Origin of the sequence: Gilliamella sp. Nev3-1 (assembly GCF_001690435.1) — a bacterium.
Classification (GTDB): Bacteria; Pseudomonadota; Gammaproteobacteria; order Enterobacterales; family Orbaceae; genus Gilliamella; species Gilliamella apicola_C.
This window is the reverse complement of record NZ_LZHN01000066.1, coordinates 41484-60977: the sequence shown is the minus strand read 5'-3', so window position 1 is coordinate 60977 and position 19494 is coordinate 41484. Positions and strand designations below refer to the sequence as shown.

Here is a 19494-nt window from a genome sequence, read left to right as displayed (position 1 = left end):
CATCAATCCGTTAATAATGAATTGGCGTGCCAATGTAGAGCGGTGATGAAGTGTTTGCGCTTCATTATCAAAATCTTCATTTACAACCACATAGCGAATTTTACTCCCCCCAAATTGTTATGTGGTTGTACAAAATTTAGGTTTGGGATATGTATAATAAAAATAAATTTAGCTCGCTTGATATCAATTATTTTTTTAATTCAGATCAACATAATACCATTAAAGATTTTGCCTATGCCGATATTCTAGGAACAGCAGATATTTGTGGTTATCAAATTATGTTTTTTTATATTGCCGATAATATTGAAGTTTTATTAATTGATGAAGTGATAGATAATATATTCTTACTTGATAAAGCCAATCAAATTTTGAATTTCTTGGGCTTTGAGTTTAAATTAGGATCCCCGTTTATTTTAACCGATACCTTTAATCATAATTATATTCTTAAAGATCATCTTTATGAAGATCATATGCGTTACTACTATAAAGTCGATGAACAATTAATTGTCCTTGGCATTAATTATGAAGGCATTTTGCTATCCTTTGAATTAATCAATAATAAAAGCATTATTGACAATAGGCTGGCATTTTCTTGCTAGCTAGTTGTAGACGTATACCTATCCCAAACAGGTTATGTACAATAAGCAACTTTAAGCAACTTTAAGCAACTTTATTATAGCTAATTGATTACACAATTTGTGTAATAAAATTAATCATCACTTTTAACTAGCAAATGCACAATTACAAAATGCGGTGATTATGGCATACCGTCATATTCCCAATAAAAATCACTCACTAACTTATCAAAAGCGGGTGTACCATCAGCTGGTTTTATACAAGCCCGCTTTTCATCTATGGATTGTCTAACTTTATCCCAATCATATTGATTTAATAATAAAATTTTATATCGTTTTGGCTGTTGAATTCTGTCCTTATTTAAATTGAGTACTCCTGCTGGAGTTGCGACAATGATTGAGTAAATATCAGAATTATCCTCGCCAGTAATACCAATATTCATCTCTAATAAATAAAAAACTGCATTATCTTCTGGCTGCCACAGCCAAGGATCACCGATATCTGGAGACCAGTAATATTTCACTTCAAATTTTTGTTGTTTAATTTTCATTTATAGCCCGCATCAAAATAAACATTATAAGGTGTTCACTGTAATTATAATATCGAGAACGCCTCAATTATCATTGCTTAAATCTTATTTTTTTACCAATATGGTAAAGCTATCGATCGTATTAACCTTAATATTTAGCTACTTGGGTATTCCATTAAACCAATGATAAAAATCAAGACACACTCAATTATTGACAATCTATTGAATTGCAATGTTAGATACATCTCATCTTCGTAATCAATAACATTATTTTCGTAAAGTAGAAAAGCATATGTTGATACCAAAGATAAATATAAAAATAGACAAAAATACAAACTTATTTACAGAATCGAGTTTGTATTAATTTTAAATTTTGTTTTAATTCTATGACATCTTTTAGTTTTTCGGCATCCATAGGTAAGCTTCGAATTAATAAATTTGCATTTTTCTTTAATAAATTCAGTAAAGATGTGTATTCTATTTCACCACTATATACGACTTCTTTTTTATCAAACCGATTATCTATAAATTTGATTTTACAAATTTTATTAATACAAAAAACTTCAAAATAAAAAGGTCCATCCATAAAGTAAAAATGAGTTATGTTATTTTGCTGAATTTTACAAGCTTCTTTTAACCACCAATTTAATATAACTACGGTAAAATCATCCCATTGTTCATCAGGAAAGAAAATGTTCCCGATCTGAAAATATATTTTTGAGAATATTTGCGTTGATATTTTACTTTTTGATACGCGAATAGAATCAGGGGAGATAATTAAATTAATCATTAACAATATCCTTTAGGATAAACCGTTGCAATTGTTTTGACATTGGCCATCATTACCGTATGGCAAAGCATTTGATATATATCTACATGCTCGAATTTTTACTCAATATTATAATAATCCATATTAAGAATATTCATACTGTTATGGTGCTAGATTCAATATTTTTTTCAAAAATTGTTTTATAAAAAAGCACACTTTATTTAAATCAATTCACGCAAACATTATGTTTTGTCATAAATTATTTATGATTTGGATATTTACTTTAGAATCTATTTGTAAAAATTATTCAGGATTCTATACCATTTAACCTAACCAAAGCCGATAGCCACTTAAATTTTTCTGTGAGCCAATCAGATCCTCGCCAAAAAATTTGGTATAGCGTTTAAATAATAGGTGGTGAATAATGCTTTAGTTAATTCCATGCTGTAACACTAATCGCTTAAAATCCGCACTGTAATATTTGGTTTCATTGGCTACTAGGTATAATATTCCTTTAGGAAATTGACGACAAAATAAGGAATTTTGGGTGAATGACAAACTAAATATTTATCAATATACTTAATGTATTAGTCCGCACATCATAATGATAGACTTGTAGCAAAAGGAGTAATGCCATTATTTTTCATCGCGTTACAAAATAAAAAATCAAATAAAATCAATGCCTTTTCTGACTGATTTTTATCATACTCAGCTAATCTTTCTTTATGATATATCCTAGCCCTTGTCCCTGATATCATGTACTAAGCTGGGTGTGCTTGAGCAGGATTTATGTTAACAATAAAGTGCTTTGATATTCTCAAATAACCCCGTTGATTTAGGCTCAGGTTTTAGCCAAGTATAGTAATCTGATACGCTAACTTCTAAGTGACGGCAGACTAGCAATAATGGGTATGGTAACAAATGTTGCTTTATATATTGGTACTTCACCAGTTTGTGCGCTAAATTTTTTGGCCACAATGTCCTCCTATGATTGTTAGTTATATCATAAAGGTGACATAGGTTCATTTTTTGGCGAGGATCTCATTTTGTTAAAATGAATTCTGATAAGTCGTTAGCGTCTGTTAGATTAAGTTTAAACTGCTACCTAATCTGGTAATTACAGTTTTGACTGTCGCCTATTTATGAGTAATAAATAATAAATTCTATGTTATTCTACACGGTATTTATTGTTTAAAGAGAAAAATAAAAAAACAATGAACGCGATAAAGCGATGTTTGGAATTTATTCTATTTCCTCCTATAAAAGTAAATAAAGCACTCCTTACCCAGCGATTACATCATAAAACCGTGTTGATTACTGGTGCTACTTTTGGTATCGGTGAAGCGCTTTGTTATCAGATAGCAGACATTGATTGTAGACTCATTTTAGTCGCGCGCACAACAGAAAAACTAGAAACGATAAAGCAACAGATAACCAGTCAAAAAGCAACGGTGCACGTTTTTTCTGTCAATTTATCCGATGAGCAACAGCTTAACGAGTTTATAAAAATATTATCTCAATTTACAATTGATATTTTTATTAATAATGCTGGTAAATCTATCTGTCGTCCAATTATGCAATCATTAGACAGATACCATGATTTTCAAAGAACAATGCAATTAAATTATTTTGCTCCAGTGAAACTTTGCTTAGCATTAATTCCTGAATTACAAAAAAATAAAGGGCAAATTATTAACGTATCAGCAATTAATGTATTATTAGCGCCAACCCCCTACTGGGCAGCTTATCAAGCTTCTAAAGCCGCTTTTGATCAATGGCTGAATTGTGCCAGTAGTGAGCTTGCTATCAACAAGATCACCGTTTCCAGCACCTATTTGCCGTTGGTTAAGACTAGAATGATAGCACCAACTAAAGCATATCAACAAGCGCCAGCAATGCGCGCTGAACAGGCTGCAATGCGTATTAATAACTTATTGATTAACCGTAAGACATATTATAAGCCTTGGTGGAGTATATGGGCGCAACTAACTTCCGTTTTATTATATCCATTATGGTTAAAAATAACACAGTATTATTTACGGAATAAAAAATGATTAAGACTTTAAAAATACTCTATCAATGTAACTTATTAACCTTTAGAGGAATTTGGTATTTAATTTGTGCAATAAAAGTTGTCGGCATCAATTTAATGACGTTGCTTTATATAAGCAAACGGTTTTACCCACAAAAAATTGCGTTTCAAGATGAAAAAGATAATATTAATTTTTGTACCCTATATAAACAATCACAACATTTAGCTGATCAACTAGCTACTTTTTATGGTGTTAAAGCTAAACAGAAGATTGCAGTGATGGCTTATAACCACATTTATTTAGCACACACTCTCTTTGCTTTATCTGTATTGGGCGCAGATATCTATTTATTAAATGCACAGATGTCTGCGACACAATTTAAAAAACTAGACGAAGCGTATTCATTTGACTTAATTATTCATGATCCAGAGATTAAATTTTTACAGAAAGAAAATAACCTATTAACTTATCACGACAATTTTCCTTCTATTCAACGATTAATAAATGGTCGTTTAATGAAAACAACACAAAAAAGAAAAGTGTGTCATTTTCCCAAAATCATTGTATTAACCAGTGGCACAACAGGCAATTTTAAAATAGCGGGGCGCAGCACAAAAGCTAAAGGATTTATCATTCCTTTTACTGCTTTATTTACAAAATTAAAACTTAATCAGTATTCAAGCATTTATATCGCAACACCAATTTACCATGGGTTTGGTATTGCTACATTTTGCATAGCTGTACTGCTCGGCTCTACTATTTTTTTACATAAAAAATTTACAACACAAGAAGCTAGTCAGTTATTAGATAAACATAAAATAGAGGTTATTACTTTAGTTCCGTTAATGCTAGGTCGTTTACTTAAGTATGATCACACCAAGTTACTAAGTTTGAAATGTATTATTAGTGGTGGTTCACCTTTAGCAGAAACGCTTGTTCAAGAAACACAAAATAAATTGGGGCCAATGCTATTTAATTTATATGGTACATCTGAGGCCGGTATATGTACAATTGCCACACCTGAAGATTTAGAAAAACAACCCAGTTGTATTGGCCGCCCAATTAACGGATTACATATAAAATTAATGCAAGATGGGCAGGAAATAGTTAAAGGAATAGGCGAATTATGGATTAAGTGCGCATGGTCGATACAAGCTAACAAATGGATCTCAACAGGTGATTTAGCGTATAAAGATCAACATGGATATTTTTATTTACAAGGTCGAAAAGATGACATGATTGTATCAGCAGGAGAAAATGCATATCCTTATGATCTTGAACAACAGTTACTAGAGCATCCAGCAATTGAAGAAGCCACAGTCATACCCATCAACGATGATGAATTTGGACAACGATTTGTTGCTTTTATTATATTAGGAAAAAACCAAGTTTTATCTAACGAAGCATTGTTTACTTGGCTGCGTAGTAAAGTGGCTCGTTATCAAATGCCGAAAAAAGTCATTGAGCTAAATGAAATGCCTATAACGGCTATCGGTAAGGTTGATAAGAGGCAATTACATACTCTATTATACAATGAAGATATTGGAACATTTTATTAGAAGTAATGATGGTTTAGTTTATTATACAAATAATCATTATTAAATTAGGATGATAACTAAACATTGATAATATCTCGTGGGTGAAAATAGTTCCAACTTCATTTAGTTTAAAATTACCTAAATTAAAATTATAAACAAGGAGATGATTTTTCTTATTAGGAGCTTTGGGATCTGTAATAGAGTATGCTTTGGTTAAATCAATGCTTTAACACTAACCGATTAAAATCCGCACTGCAATATTGGTTTCCCCAGTCACTAGGTAGCTAAACTAACCATTATTATCTGTCTAAAATTGATTTATTGTTCCAAGTTTACTTGATCATCATAGCATGAGGGAATTTCGCTATCTAAAGCAGGCAAGTATTTATCATTCACAATATTATATGCTTGTTTTCTATAAGGGTATTTAGCAATTATGTTTTTAATGTCGTTACATAAGTCTTCTTTTTTAAACCACACATTACCACATTGACCACAACCAAAAAATGGGGGGACATCTTCAATATAAGAAACAATACCTGCACATGTTTCTTTAGGGCACTTTAATCCATTTACAACAGCAGTTTGTTTATCCTCCTGCTTATTTAATAGCATCGAATTAATGTCATAACTCATTGAGCAATAATGGCATTTTATCATAATGAATTTCATATTCTTTTGGCGAGAAACCGAGATAAAATGGTCTTGCTCTTCTGATGTTATAAATTGTTTTTTACAATGATTACATAATAACTTCATACAACCCTTTTTATTTTTATCATGAAGAATTTGCTACTTGTTTCTGCACTATTTTAGCGATAGTTACAATTATACATAAAACTAATAATGACTAGGGCATATGCTAACAAAAGTCGTTATAAATATATTCTTTTGACATTATTTTCAACAAAGAATTGCCTTAGCTTATCTGAAATAACGACATGTTTTTGAGCTTCCTGACATCTTGCCATATAAAAGTTTTCTTTGATATTTTTTTAAAGACAATTCTATGAAACTTCTTTGATCTATTAGGCAAATAATTTAATATTGGTTCACTATCAGGCTTATGCATACCTATATATGATAATGAATGAAGAATATTTAAGACGTTATAGTCTGAATTGCTCTGACCATTGATAATGGCATTGGCATCAAGGCATTTAACATCTTTTAAAAAACCTTTATAACCTAACAGCAGATTTGCAAGCTTAACTGAAATAAAATCCGATCCACCACTAAAACAAAAATCATAATTTGCAATCTGATCTGATTCAGCTTCGAAACAATAGCTATTATGATAATCAAATATTTTTAATTCATATATCATATAAAAATACTTTGGATGGAATGATATTTTTGTTCAAAACAATTTTTCTGTTTTTAACGTTGCAAGAGGTCGCCTGCACTGTCTAGCTGATGTTTTTCGATAAGGTGGTCGTAGAAATAGCGGTAACGCTAGCTGTAGTTGGCACTTTGTTTGCTTTGGATGCAGTTAGGTTTGTTGCGACATTTCATTGTGAAATTCACCAGTAAACCTGATGCTATAAATCACGATCCTACACATATCTAATTATTGAGCCAGCTTCTATCGTTTTATTTTTTAATAATATTTAATTTCGTATCGACCCATTACATCAAAAATAGGATCATAAATACTCTACACTTTCAAGAATAGCCCTACGCTTTAGGCTAACTAAAACAGATCCAGTAGTAGATAACATGTGACACTTTTTTACAATTTCATTTGCCATTTTTTGCGAGGATCATGTCTGCTGTGTTTTTATGCTAACTAACCCGCCGAGGTTGTCGTACTGGTAGATGCGCTCTGTCAGGATGTGAGTAGGATGGGATGCTAACCTCGCAGGGGAGTGTTTGTGTTGCCAGCAGCGGTTACAGTAGTCTTTGAATTCGATGCTCAACCATCCTTAGGGGCATAATACTTCGTGGTGCAGACTGGCGCATTTATTTTAGAATTTATGCTATTTTCTTATATAGACATCCTGATATTGCAGTACTTTTTCTTTGTATAAAGAAGTGCTTATATAAGAGGTTAAATAACTTTGATTTAATTTACTATATCCATCTTCATTTAATTGGTCTGTTTGCCAATCACAAACTGGACATATTTCAAAAATCGAATCTTCATAATCCTTGAAAACAAGGTATCGACATGAGATACAAGCAACACCAGTAATTTCACTATCTGGATGATCAATTATTTTTATATCATTACCGGTAATGTCTTTTATTTTGTTTTCTAAGTATTTATTTCTAATTAACGATGATAATTGATAACTATCTAAAATATCATTGTTGTAAATCTGTTTCTTAGAAAGAGCCATAGATTGCTCATCAAGTATTCCATTTTCATATAAAAAATTTGTTCTATCGTCTAATTTTAAAGTAAATAAAGAGTGGTAATTTAAAAAGTTAATGACTTCACTATGAAAGAATTCTATACACATTATTTTTCTCGCGCTAAATCAATTGCCTCTTGGAATGGTTTTTTGCTTCTCCAACCGTCTTTATAATAAGTCCAATTCGGAGCGGTTACACTAAATCATACAACTTTTTTAAGGGTTTACGCAAAGCGCTTAAAAAAGCGCCGCATAGAAAACGATATTTTAAAGCAAGCCGCACTGATAATGGGGTGAAAATGACTATCCTAAACGCAAACCGACATCATTATAGCCCGACAAAACGATGTCAATATTTCGTATTATCAAGATATTATGCTTATTACCAATGTAAATTGAATAAACAAAAATCAGTAAGACTTTATGCAGATAAAGTAGTGACGCTATTTAACCGAAGCTATCATTGTTATGGTACAAGGCGAATTGGTTTTGATTTGCAAAAAGAGAACATTTGGGTATCACGCTGTTACATTGTTCGGCTGATGAAATTTTTATTGCTCGTATCAAAATACGTCGTTAAACGTTATTGTAATTATCGCCTTAATTTTTGTTTGAAATGTGTTGCCATTCCAATTTTCTACTTTTTTGCTGTACTATTTTAGGGGGATAGCTACCATTTGAGAGATAGTTACAACGTCAATTGAGTAAAAAATTCGGCATCATAGACAATATTTAGACAGATAAACGGGATAGCATTACAATATTTTTAGGTAATATAATCCTGCTATAGAAGATTTATCTTGCTAGAATGGATTGAGTTGCTGAGTGATCTGAATCTTAATTAGTATGCTAAACTGCAAAAAACGAGCTTAGTTTTAGCATCGACACGATGATTATGATTACAACAATTTATTTAGACGTAAGCAAAAATATAAGGAGTATTCACTTATGATAGTCTTATCGGCCAAAGAAGTTGAAGTTATGTCAAATAAAGGGAGCCAAGAAAGATACATTTATTCCATAAAAAAAATTGTTGATAACGAAGTAGCTTGGGTCTTAGACGATGACGGGTTTGCCTTAACCGGTAGAAATGATAACAATAATGAAGTTCTTATATTATGGCCTGCTCGTGAATATGCTGCAAATTGTGCTTTAGGTGGCTGGAAGAATTATAAACCCAAGGCATTATCGCTTGATTATATAATGAATAAATTATTGCCTGATTTATCAGCCAAAGGAACTCAAGTTGGTATTTTCTCCATTCCTACGCTATCAAGCACTCCTATTGTTAATGCTGAGAGCTTATTAATTGATTTAGAAAACGAATGTAGTAATTATATTTAAAACTAACCCCGAATGAAGTAATCCAAACTTGTAATCGGACAAAAGCAAAGACAATTTCTAACTGAGTAATTCATTGTATATAACTTGTGATATCAAATTAGAAGAGTGCTTATTATTGGTGAAATAACCTATGGAAAAATTTCTCGAATTACTAACTAAAAAAGGGGTAAAACACGTTGTTCAAGATAATAAAGTTATCATTAATGATAATTTGCGTTTAAGAAACAAAGAAATTAGTGTCTTGCCAGACAATTTACTTATCCATGGTGATTTAAATTTAAGTAAAACAAAAATACAAATGCTACCAAAAAATATGGCTATTCATGGTAGTTTGAATTTAACAGACTCCGAAATCCAAGCCTTACCGAATGATTTTACAATTAGTGGGGATTTAAATTTATCGATCACTAAAATTAAAGTCTTACCGGATAATTTATCTGTGGGTGGTAATTTGTATTTAGAATTTACAGACATCAAAGCGCTACCTGAAAATCTGGCTATTGGTGGTGATTTGAATTTAGCTCACACAGATATTCAATCATTACCTGAAAACTTATCAATTAGTGGTAATTTAGATCTTACCTATTCAATGATTAAAGCATTACCAGATAACTTATCAGTTGGCGGCAATTTAGATCTTACCTATTCAATGATTCAGACATTACCGGATAACTTATCGGTTGGTGGCAATTTAAATCTAGCAAATACAGATATCGAAACATTACCCAAAAACTTATCGGTTGGTGGTGACATATATTTAATAAATAGCCAAATTAATAGATTGTCTGAAAATTTATCGGTTGGCGGTGATTTAGACTTAGCAAATACCAATATTCAATTATTAGGCGAAAACTTAACTGTTGGGGGAGATCTTGATCTAAGAAATACCCATATCAAACAATTACCTCAAAAAATTTCTGTTAACGGTTATCTAAATTTAAGAAATACCAGAATAAAAACATTACCAGAAAATTTATCGGTAGGAGGATATTTAAGTGTTGCTAATACAGACATTCAAGTATTGCCTAAAAATTTATTTATTGGTGGTCGCTTGAATATAGAGTCAACCAAAATCAAATTATTACCTGAAAATTTATCCGTTGCTTGTGGTATATATTTAGATGTAGATAAAGTACAGAATATAGTTTATCGCAAAAGCAACCAAGGCAACTTAACAACCATTTTTGCTTGTTGGGCTAATGGGGGATTTGCTATTCAAGCAAATGGCTTTTTTGGCACAGTTGATGGCTTTTATAAAATGATTGATGAAAATTTTTCTACAGAAAATGCGATAAAATACAAAAAAATAGCTCAGGAATGTGTAGAGGAGCTAGCCCAAAAGCTTAACAAGCCGTCGCCGAGATAAGTAAGATGGATTAAAAGCACAAATCTATCTAGCTGAAGTAATATCGCATCTTAATATGATAAGTAGGCAATTAAGATGCCTAATTTTACGCCAAGGTGGTCTGTTAAGATAGATCCATTTTGATATTAAACAACACATTGGTAATATTAAAAAAACTTGCTAACATACAAACAATGGATCTTGTGATATGGCAAGAATGGAATATTTTTATAAGATCATAGTTGAAGTTGATACTGTGATATTAAATTGGCTAGTAAGGTTGATAGTTCTATGGATATAAATACAAGGTGGTTAACTTTTGTATTAGTTGATAATAATGAATCATTCCAAGAAATACAGGCTAAGATAGCATCAGCATTTCAATGTAAATTATCCTGTAAAGATGAAAAAGGTCGTTATATTGCCAGAGCTGAATTGGCCAATTTTAGCATAGCCGTTATAGACAAAATTGATATGCTTAGTGAATTATTGTGTGATGAGCATTATACGCTTGAAATAACAATAATATCTGATGAATATTTTAATTCTGAATTTGAAAGTTATATCAAACAAATTCTAACTAATCATTTTATACAGTGGAAATGTTCAGTTTGGTCTCCTGTCGAAGTTACTCCACAGATTTAAAGTGAACTTTATCTTTAGCACCTAACAAATTAGCATACCAATACATGATGTTGATCCTCGCCCTAAAATCGGCAAATGTCACCTTTATAATATAACGAATATGCTATAACGAACAATCATAAGCGAACACATTATGGCACAAAAAATTGAGTACAAAGTTCAAACCGCAGACGGTGAATTATGCTTTATCTAATGCCCATCTTTCATTAGCTAAAATCGTTAATCATTTAGGTATTGGTAAATCAACGCTGGATAAATGGGTTAAGCAACTTAATCCTAACCAGTAACCGTGAGCTAACTAATGAGCCACCAAAAATTATCGCGCTAAAAACAGAAAACAAAGCACTAAAAATAGCCAATGAAATGCTAAAAAAGCGCATGTGTACTTCATCAACCGCCCAAACCGGTGAAGTACCAATATATGAAGCAACCGTTGTCATCGTATCTGGCACTGCCGGTCTGTCGTCAGTTGAAAGTAAGTGTATCTGGTATGCACAAGAGCTTTATTTGTGTTCTTCGGGTTTAAATAAAGAAGTCAAAGAAATTGATGATAAAAAAGGATAAACCAATGAAAATTATTAAACGAGTTGTTAGATTATTTGCATTGAAAAATACATAACAAACCTATTCATATGATGAGGTCATCTTAAACGGTATTGAGATAACCGATACGGTATGCCCATTCAAATCAAGTTCTAGCACAATAAAAATCAGTCAGAAAACCCATTGATTTTATTAAAGTTTTTATTTAAAAAAATAATAACATTAATCCTTTTATTGCAAGCTGTATCTTATGGTTTACTGATTAATACATTAAGTATATTGATCAGTATTTAGTTTGTACCACGCTCCAAAATACCTTATTTTGTCGTCCATTTTTCAAAGGAAAGCGACGACCTAGTGGCAAAAAAACCAATATCGCAACGCTAATTTTAAGCGATTAGTGTTACAGATTAGTGTTACAGTATGGACTTAGCCAAAGTCTGAAGCAAACGGGCAATTGTTGAAATAATGCCATTGCTGAAAGTTTTTCCATCCGTTAACACCCATGATTCATGATGATAACAAAACAAGGAAGAAGCCAATAAAGCCTATTCGCCTATATTAAAACCGATTATAAGTAGGTTTGCCGACACGGAGTTAATAACTGGGTATCGCCTAAGCAATATGAAAAGTCGTATGACCTAAATAACACTTTTATAGCAGTGAGTTTTGTCTAATACTTTGGCAAGGATAACTTGATTCACAAAATACGTTTTATGTTGGCAATTTACAAGGTGTCGGTCGAATTTATCCATAAACTTTTTAATCTGACAGACACAAAATAAAAACTAGTAGCTGTCAGATTAGGTTTGAGCTAACACAGGCAGATTACGTCAGAACTAACAAATCTAATTAACAAAAAGCAATATTTCTGCTTGAAATATTACTTTTTTATTTATTATTAACCTAAAAGCAATGCATCGTCAGTCACTTTTTCACCGCGTGTTTTTTCAAACATATCTAATAAATCGGTTACGGTTAATTTTGCGCGTTGTTCACCTGATACATCAAGTACAACTTGACCTTGATGCAGCATGACTGTTCGATTTCCATATTCCAATGCTTGTTTCATTGAGTGGGTTACCATCATAGTCGTTAAATGGTTTTTCGAAACAATTTTATCAGTCAGATCTAAAACAAACTGTGCTGTTTTAGGATCAAGTGCTGCGGTATGTTCATCAAGCAATAATATTTTAGAGGGTTTTAGTGTTGACATTAACAAACTAATAGCTTGTCTTTGACCACCAGAAAGTAAACCCATCATATCCGATAATCGATTTTCAAGCCCTAAATTTAAAGTCGCCAGTTTTTCTTTAAATATTGATCTGATATTGTTATTAAGTGCTGAAGCGAGAGTAAAACGATGTCCCCGATTGTAAGCAATAGCAAGATTTTCTTCGATGGTTAAGTTTTCACAAGTTCCAACCATAGGATCTTGGAATACTCGTGCCACCATGCTAGCCCGCTTCCATGCTGGCCAGTGACTTACATTTTGTTCATTGATAACAACACTACCTGAGTCAGCAAATAGATCTCCGCTAATTACATTGAGTAACGAGCTTTTTCCTGCTCCATTACTACCAATTATGGTAACAAATTCGCCTTCACTAATTTTTAGGTTTAATCCTCGTAGCACATAATTTTCAATTGGTGTACCTTGATTAAAAGTTAATTGTAATTGTTCAACTTTAATCATGCTTATTTCCCTCTTCTTTTAGCGTGTTTTTTTAGTTGTTTTGGTAACACAAGAGCTAGCACAACCAATATTGCGGTAATCAGATTTAGATCCTCTGTTCCAACGCCGATTGTTTGTAGGAATTCATTGCTTAATGCAAAAGCAATAAATAAGCGATACAAAATAGAGCCTAAAATAACTGAAAGCATAACAAGCCAGATACGTTTTGTTGGAAAGATGCTTTCACCCAGGATAATTGAAGCAAGCCCGATGACAATTGTTCCAACACCAATGGTAATATCTGCGCCACCTTGAGTTTGTATAAATAACGATCCACCAAGTGCAATTAAGCCATTTGATATTGCCATACCGAGGATGGTTATTCCTCCAGTTGGTATGCCTTGGGATTTTGCCATTCGTTGATTGGTTCCCGTCGCTCTTAATGCTAATCCTATCTGGGTCTTCAAAAATAAATTGAGTAATGCCCAACACACAATGACAAATCCCAGCACCAAAAGCGGTTGTATAATATATTGATTACTGTAATCATCAGCAATAAATGGTGAAAATATGGTTTTGGCATCCAGTAAAGAAAGGTTAGGTGAACCCGCCATTCTTGGTGTTTCATCCATAATATAAGGTGCAAGACCTAATATTCTTAAATTAATAGAATAAAGCCCTATCATTACAATAATGCTCGAAAGTAATTGTAGAATATTGAGCTTAACATACAGTATGCCTGTCATTGCGCCAGCAAGGCAACCAGCAAGCATACCGAATAACGTCGCAATCCAAGGATCGATACCGATATAAATGCATAATCCACAAATTGCGCCACCAAGAGGGAAGCTGGCATCAGCCGTCAGATCAGGAAAGTCAAGTAAACGAAATGAGATAAATACACCTAAACTCACTAAGGCATAAATAAGCCCAATTCCAATTGAGCCTAATAAAAATTCAAAAGACATGAAAAAATCCATTCAAGTTAACCGCCAAAATGGCGGCATAGTTATAAAAGAGTAACATTATTTTTCGACAATTTTTGCCGCTGATTTCAATATATCATCAGATAACGTAACACCTTGGCGTTCAGCCGCCTTTTTATTTATCGTTAGTTGAGTAACATTGCCCACTTGTGATGGGATATCACCGGGTTTTTCACCATTCAGTATGCGGATAACAATTTTACCTGCCTGACGACCAAGATCATAATAACTCATTCCCAAAGCAGCAATCGCCCCACGTTCTGCTGATTCTGGGTTTGATGCTAAAAGAGGTATCTTGCTTTCGTTTGCTATTTTTACTAGCGCTTCATAGGCAGAAAACACATTGTTATCAGTCGTGGTATAAAACATATCAACTTTACCTTTTAAACTTCTTGCGGCTGTTGATATATCCGAAGTACGTTGAGCTGGGGCAGCTATTATTTTCATACCTCGTTTTTCTAACTTAACTTGTAATTGTTTTAGTATAATTGTTGAATTTATTTCACTTGGGCTATAAACATAACCAATATTTTTAGCATCAGGTTTAATTTTTAGCATCATGTCAATTTGAGCATCTAATGATAACGCATCAGACACCCCAGTTACGTTGGTTTTTGATGCATTCCAACTTGGAATTAATTTTGCTGCTACAGGATCGGTAACGGCAGTGAAAACAATTGGAATTTGTTTGGTTGTCGCAACTAAAGCTTGTGAACTTGGTGTCGCAATGCCAACAATAACATCAGGTTTGTTAGCTACAAATTGTTTAGCGATTTGCGCTGCATTAGCGCTACTACCTTGTGCACTTGCAAAGTGTAATTTTAAATTTTCGCCAGCAATATAACCGCTATCTTTTAGTTCATCCTCAACACCTCGACGAACATTATCTAATGCTGGATGTTCAACAATTGCGGTAATAGCCACAAATTTTTGCTCAGATTTAGGATCTGCTGAAGAGTTAAATACTGCCAATGATAAGCTAAGTAGCATAAAAAATTTTATAATAGAATTACGCATATGGCACTCCTGTAATATTTTATTTACAACTAAGATAAATTCCAAGCTACTATAAAGCAAATTTAGATAATTTTCTAGAGTTAAAAAATAGCTGTAAATGTAAACATTTTTTTACATTAAATGTTGATTGATGAAACTAAAGTACACTTTGTTGTGTGGATAAAATTTTGTTATTTTATTAGCCCGAGGCTGTCGGTAATATTATTGACCTTAAATTAATTATGTATAACCTAGCTCTTTGCCCACCGAAATGAGCAAAGTTTTGTTGGTTACAATAGATTGGAATTAATTATTAGTCTATGACTTTGTAAGCGGATTGGATAACTTCAGGAGACAATGTTACACCTTGTTTTTTAGCAGCTCCAATATTGATGGCAAGACGTAATGATTGTCCTATTTCTGGAGCAATGTTACCTGCTTTTTCACCCTGTAAGATTCGAACAACAAGTTTGCCTGATTGGCGTCCCACATCATAGTAACTCATGCCATATGCGGCAACAGCGCCTCGTTCAATTGCATCAGGGAAAGAGGCTAACAGCGGGATTTTATTTTCATTAGCAAATTTTACTAATGACTCATAAGCTGAAACAACATTGTTATCGGTTGTTGTGTAGATTAAATCAACTTTTCCTTTTAATGTATTGACGGCAGTTGAGATATCAGCGGTTCGCTGAGCAGGTACCGCAACTAATTTGATATTTTGTTGCGATAAAAGTGCTTGTAGGTTTTTTAATACCACAGTTGAGTTAATTTCACTTGGGCTATAAATGTATCCTACCGATTTAACATTGGGTACGATTTTTTTTATAAAGTCGATTTGTGGCCCTATTTCTTGATAATCTGAAACGCCAGTGATGTTTGTACCTGTAGGTTGCCAGTTTTTAATTAACTTGGCTGCAATTGGATCTGTAATACCGGCAAAAACCACCGGGATCTGTCTGGTGGCAGCCGCAGTTGCTTGAGCACTCGGTGTGGCAATTGCGACAATAACATCAGGTTTTGCTGCGACAAATTGTCTGGCAATTTGTGCAGCAGTTGCGCTACTGCCTTGTGCGCTTTTGTATTGAACCGTTAAATTTTCGTTTAACTTATAGCCATTGTCTGTTAATTCATCTTTAACACCATCACGGATTTGGTCTAAAGATGGATGTTCTACAATCGCGGTAATAGCGACATTTTTTATTGTATCTGCAAAACTAAAAAAAGGCGTAACTAAAAGAATTATCAGCGATAACAAAAAGCGTTTCATAATAAGAACTCATAAACTAGTACAGTGGTGCTAGTTTAACTTTATCAAGCTAAAAAGTGAAGTTGTATTTTATTAATAAATCAGTTTATCAACTGATAATATTGTAACAATAAACTATTTACCCAGCCGTTTTGCCTCTATTTTTATATTCATTAAGAATATCTTAATTTTGACCTTTGTGTATTAATCTTGCTTTTGAGCAAATATAAACGGATTAACGCCACTTTTAGCAAAACCTTCTTCTTCTGTTTTTATATCTAAAATCAATGATGCAATATCATCAGCGATGACTTCAATATGGGGATCTTTATCTTGATCAAATATTTTTAAATAACTATGGCAAATGTCACAACACTCCGTTTTAGTTACTGCAAGTTCCTGTTCTAGTGACAGATATTGTATATCCTTCATATTATCGCAACAGGTGCACTTAATTCTAGGTACGTACCATTCACTTTCACATAAACTACAATGTAAATAGCGTAAACCACTGTGGCTACCTAATTGAATAACACTGGCTGAGGGCATACTTTTGCAAACTGGGCACAACCAAAGTTTGTCTGTATTTTCTGCGATGACTTTGCCTTTGATTTGACTGGCCAGTTGGCAGTAGTAAACCGATAAAGCTGACCAAATAAAAATTGTTTCATTGCCATCAACTTGATCAAATTCACCTGTAAGTAAATGTATTGCTTTATTTTGCAACGCTTGAGAGCTATTTTTTTTTAGTTGATCTATGACTAAAGTAATTTGCTCTGTTGTACTGGCACATGAGTCCAATAATGATGCTAAGTAATCTTGCCACGTATTTGTAAGTGGTAAATTATCTAGGCTTAGCGGGGGATGTTCACTATTTAATAAACATGATACATCGATATCTATTGGTTTTTGTTTGATTAAATCTGCTTGTTGTTCAACAATTTTTGCACAAAAGTTTAAATAATCGCTAATTGGGCTATTGCTTGCAAGGCTTTTCAAACGCTCGGATCGATGCGTATAAAGTGTTTTAGGTGATGGATACAAAAGTAATGGAATTTGCCGAATAACGGAGCTACTTGCTTGTTGTTCAAGTTGATCTTGAGGAATAATTTTTATATTCATTATAAATGCTCATTGATTGTGATTTTCGATTGTCACTGGTTTTTTGCTTTTAAAATAATACCGCTGATAGTAACTATCAGCGGTAAATACAATTAGAGATAGAGAGTGTTATCATGCTGGTTTATGTTTAACATCCGCTGATTCTACTTCAGACTTTGCTTTTGTATTGAGTTCATTTTGATAAATTTTATCCATTTCTTCTTCATACCAAGCCGAATGATTTTTGCGAGCCCAAGCTCGTGATACATAGCCTGTTATCATTCCTTTAATAGATCCCTTAACCCAAATTGCCATATAAGCATGACCAATAGCAAGTAAAATTAAGCCAATAGCCGCAAGCGAGTGAAAGAATATCGCAATACGCACAACTGGTATTGGAAAATAATCAGAAAAGTATCGTCGCCACATGATCATTCCTGTTACAAACAAAACAAAAATTAAGCTCATAATGCACCAGAATAAAAATTTCTGACCGACATTATATTTACCAATGGGAATACCTTCTTCTTTACCCATAATCACTTTTTTAAAGTTTTTTATCCATAACAGATCTTGTTTGTTTGGAATATTATGATGAGCAAGTTTTAAAAACATAAACATTAGTAGTACAAAGACAATACAACCAATAATGGGATGTAATGCTCTGACTAACTGTGGAGTGCCGAGCACTAACCCAAATAATTTAATGGATGGAAAAAACAAGGATAGCCCCGATAGTGCCGTTAAAATGAAAAGGCAAACCATGCACCAATGACAGAAGCGAACAAGAAGAGGGGTTCTTAATATCATGTTTTGCTTATTCATGATGATTCTCCTGTTGTGACAATGGGGAACTATGTTTACGCCGAAAAATGGGTAAACCTAGGCGTTTTCGAGCTTGGTTATCGGCTTCTTTTTCTTGTTCAATGTCTTGTTCATCTACCTCAATTGCGCCCACTCCCATATAATGGAATAGTAAGCCGCCAAATGTTGCAATAAATGCTGCCGCCGATAGCGGTTTCCAAATACCTTTCCAGAATTTAACCACTTCGCTAATTTGCGGATCTTTAGGTAAGCCATGATAAAGTTCAGGTTGATCTGCATGGTGTAAAACATACATAACGTGAGTGCCGCCTACGCCTTGTGGATCATAAAGCCCAGCCTGTGCAAATCCCCGTTTTTTCAAGTCTATAATTCGATTCTCTGCATGGCGAATCATATCTTGTTTTGTACCAAAATGAATGGCGCCAGTTGGGCATGTTTTTACACAAGCAGGTTCTTGCCCAACGGCCACACGGTCTACACATAAAGTACATTTATATGAATGATTATCTTCTTTACTAATTCGGGGAATATTAAATGGGCAACCTGCGACACAATAACCACAACCTATACAATGTTCAGATTGAAAATCCACAATACCATTAGCATATTGAATAATAGCACCTTCTGATGGGCAAGCTTTTAAGCACCCAGGATCAGAACAGTGCATACAACCATCTTTGCGAATAAGCCATTCAAATTTGCCGTTAACCTCAACTTCTGAATATCGCATGACTGTCCATGCTTTGGGTTCTAAATCTACAGGATTGTCATAAACACCAACGGTATTGCCAACTTCAGCTCGAAGATCGTTCCATTCGCTACAAGCTACTTGGCAAGCTTTACAGCCAATGCACGTTGTCACATCAATTAATTTAGCTACTTCTTGTTGATAATCGCGAGCCCGTGGCGCTGGAGTTAATGTATTGGTTGCAGAGCGGCGAATAATATCTTGAGTTTGTAATGACATAATATAGTTTTCCTCC

The 19494-nt window shown here is 33.4% G+C and carries 21 protein-coding genes; 8 read left to right on the top strand and 13 right to left on the bottom strand.

What is annotated here, in order from left to right; translation table 11 throughout:
• Positions 1 to 149 precede the first annotated feature (149 nt).
• Positions 150 to 599: a hypothetical protein gene (locus A9G40_RS10845; protein ID WP_065583050.1), complete on the top strand. Its 450-nt coding sequence runs from the start codon at positions 150 to 152 to the stop codon at positions 597 to 599.
• A 158-nt stretch (positions 600 to 757) separates the two neighbouring features.
• Here the strand turns inward: A9G40_RS10845 and A9G40_RS10840 are convergent, their stop codons facing one another.
• From A9G40_RS10840 to A9G40_RS15340, 3 genes are all read right to left on the bottom strand, one after another.
• Positions 758 to 1126, bottom strand: a complete 369-nt coding sequence (locus A9G40_RS10840; RefSeq protein WP_065583049.1) for an Imm8 family immunity protein — start codon at positions 1124 to 1126, stop codon at positions 758 to 760.
• A gap of 316 nt (positions 1127 to 1442) precedes the next feature.
• Entirely contained in the window at positions 1443 to 1895 is a 453-nt protein-coding gene (locus tag A9G40_RS10835; RefSeq protein WP_065583048.1) for a hypothetical protein, read from the bottom strand.
• A 578-nt stretch (positions 1896 to 2473) separates the two neighbouring features.
• Entirely contained in the window at positions 2474 to 2632 is a 159-nt protein-coding gene (locus A9G40_RS15340) for a hypothetical protein (protein ID WP_218058010.1), read from the bottom strand.
• Between the two features lie 456 nt (positions 2633 to 3088).
• Between A9G40_RS15340 and A9G40_RS10825 the strand changes: the two genes are divergently transcribed.
• The gene (locus A9G40_RS10825; RefSeq protein WP_065567388.1) at positions 3089 to 3928 is read left to right on the top strand and encodes an SDR family NAD(P)-dependent oxidoreductase; all 840 of its coding nucleotides are present in this window, start codon (positions 3089 to 3091) and stop codon (positions 3926 to 3928) included.
• On the top strand, positions 3925 to 5466 hold the full coding sequence (locus A9G40_RS10820) for an AMP-binding protein (protein ID WP_065567387.1): 1542 nt from the start codon (positions 3925 to 3927) through the stop codon (positions 5464 to 5466). Before A9G40_RS10825 ends, A9G40_RS10820 begins: the two co-directional genes overlap by 4 nt.
• A 297-nt stretch (positions 5467 to 5763) precedes the next feature.
• On the opposite strand, the gene A9G40_RS10815 is transcribed toward A9G40_RS10820, so the two are convergent.
• The 3 genes from A9G40_RS10815 to A9G40_RS10805 all read right to left on the bottom strand — a co-directional run bounded on the left by A9G40_RS10815 (position 5764) and on the right by A9G40_RS10805 (position 7910).
• Complete coding sequence (locus A9G40_RS10815; RefSeq protein WP_065583046.1) at positions 5764 to 6204, bottom strand: hypothetical protein; 441 nt, start codon at positions 6202 to 6204, stop codon at positions 5764 to 5766.
• Between the two features lie 160 nt (positions 6205 to 6364).
• Positions 6365 to 6772 (bottom strand): hypothetical protein, encoded by a 408-nt coding sequence (locus tag A9G40_RS10810; RefSeq protein ID WP_065583045.1) that lies wholly within the window; start codon positions 6770 to 6772, stop codon positions 6365 to 6367.
• 652 nt (positions 6773 to 7424) lie between these two features.
• Positions 7425 to 7910, bottom strand: coding sequence for a CPCC family cysteine-rich protein (locus A9G40_RS10805; protein ID WP_065583044.1), 486 nt, complete (start codon positions 7908 to 7910; stop codon positions 7425 to 7427).
• A gap of 191 nt (positions 7911 to 8101) precedes the next feature.
• Here A9G40_RS10805 and A9G40_RS15905 point away from each other — a divergent pair, with 191 nt between their 5' ends.
• The 5 genes from A9G40_RS15905 (at position 8102) to A9G40_RS10785 (ending at position 11700) form a co-directional block, all read left to right on the top strand.
• Entirely contained in the window at positions 8102 to 8464 is a 363-nt protein-coding gene (locus A9G40_RS15905) for an IS3 family transposase (RefSeq protein WP_141672006.1), read from the top strand.
• Between the two features lie 286 nt (positions 8465 to 8750).
• Positions 8751 to 9146, top strand: coding sequence for a DUF2750 domain-containing protein (locus A9G40_RS10800; RefSeq protein ID WP_218057322.1), 396 nt, complete (start codon positions 8751 to 8753; stop codon positions 9144 to 9146).
• A 130-nt stretch (positions 9147 to 9276) separates the two neighbouring features.
• Positions 9277 to 10512 (top strand): hypothetical protein, encoded by a 1236-nt coding sequence (locus A9G40_RS10795; RefSeq protein ID WP_065583043.1) that lies wholly within the window; start codon positions 9277 to 9279, stop codon positions 10510 to 10512.
• A 270-nt stretch (positions 10513 to 10782) separates the two neighbouring features.
• Positions 10783 to 11136 carry a hypothetical protein gene (locus A9G40_RS10790; RefSeq protein WP_065583042.1) on the top strand — a complete coding sequence of 118 codons (354 nt, stop codon included), beginning with the start codon at positions 10783 to 10785 and terminating at the stop codon, positions 11134 to 11136.
• A gap of 234 nt (positions 11137 to 11370) precedes the next feature.
• Positions 11371 to 11700: a hypothetical protein gene (locus tag A9G40_RS10785; protein WP_065583041.1), complete on the top strand. Its 330-nt coding sequence runs from the start codon at positions 11371 to 11373 to the stop codon at positions 11698 to 11700.
• Positions 11701 to 12580: 880 nt separating this feature from the next.
• On the opposite strand, the gene A9G40_RS10780 is transcribed toward A9G40_RS10785, so the two are convergent.
• The 7 genes from A9G40_RS10780 to fdxH all read right to left on the bottom strand — a co-directional run bounded on the left by A9G40_RS10780 (position 12581) and on the right by fdxH (position 19478).
• The gene (locus A9G40_RS10780; protein ID WP_065567380.1) at positions 12581 to 13375 is read right to left on the bottom strand and encodes an ABC transporter ATP-binding protein; all 795 of its coding nucleotides are present in this window, start codon (positions 13373 to 13375) and stop codon (positions 12581 to 12583) included.
• A 2-nt stretch (positions 13376 to 13377) separates the two neighbouring features.
• Positions 13378 to 14322 carry an ABC transporter permease gene (locus A9G40_RS10775; RefSeq protein WP_065583040.1) on the bottom strand — a complete coding sequence of 315 codons (945 nt, stop codon included), beginning with the start codon at positions 14320 to 14322 and terminating at the stop codon, positions 13378 to 13380.
• Between the two features lie 57 nt (positions 14323 to 14379).
• A complete protein-coding gene (locus A9G40_RS10770; protein ID WP_065583039.1) occupies positions 14380 to 15357 on the bottom strand; it encodes an ABC transporter substrate-binding protein in 978 nt (325 codons plus the stop codon).
• 292 nt (positions 15358 to 15649) lie between these two features.
• Entirely contained in the window at positions 15650 to 16606 is a 957-nt protein-coding gene (locus A9G40_RS10765) for an ABC transporter substrate-binding protein (protein ID WP_065567377.1), read from the bottom strand.
• Positions 16607 to 16789: 183 nt separating this feature from the next.
• A complete protein-coding gene (gene fdhE, locus A9G40_RS10760; protein ID WP_065583038.1) occupies positions 16790 to 17707 on the bottom strand; it encodes a formate dehydrogenase accessory protein FdhE in 918 nt (305 codons plus the stop codon).
• 111 nt (positions 17708 to 17818) lie between these two features.
• On the bottom strand, positions 17819 to 18511 hold the full coding sequence (locus A9G40_RS10755) for a formate dehydrogenase subunit gamma (RefSeq protein ID WP_065583037.1): 693 nt from the start codon (positions 18509 to 18511) through the stop codon (positions 17819 to 17821).
• Positions 18504 to 19478 carry a formate dehydrogenase subunit beta gene (gene fdxH, locus A9G40_RS10750; RefSeq protein WP_081302242.1) on the bottom strand — a complete coding sequence of 325 codons (975 nt, stop codon included), beginning with the start codon at positions 19476 to 19478 and terminating at the stop codon, positions 18504 to 18506. Before fdxH ends, A9G40_RS10755 begins: the two co-directional genes overlap by 8 nt.
• Positions 19479 to 19494 lie beyond the last annotated feature (16 nt).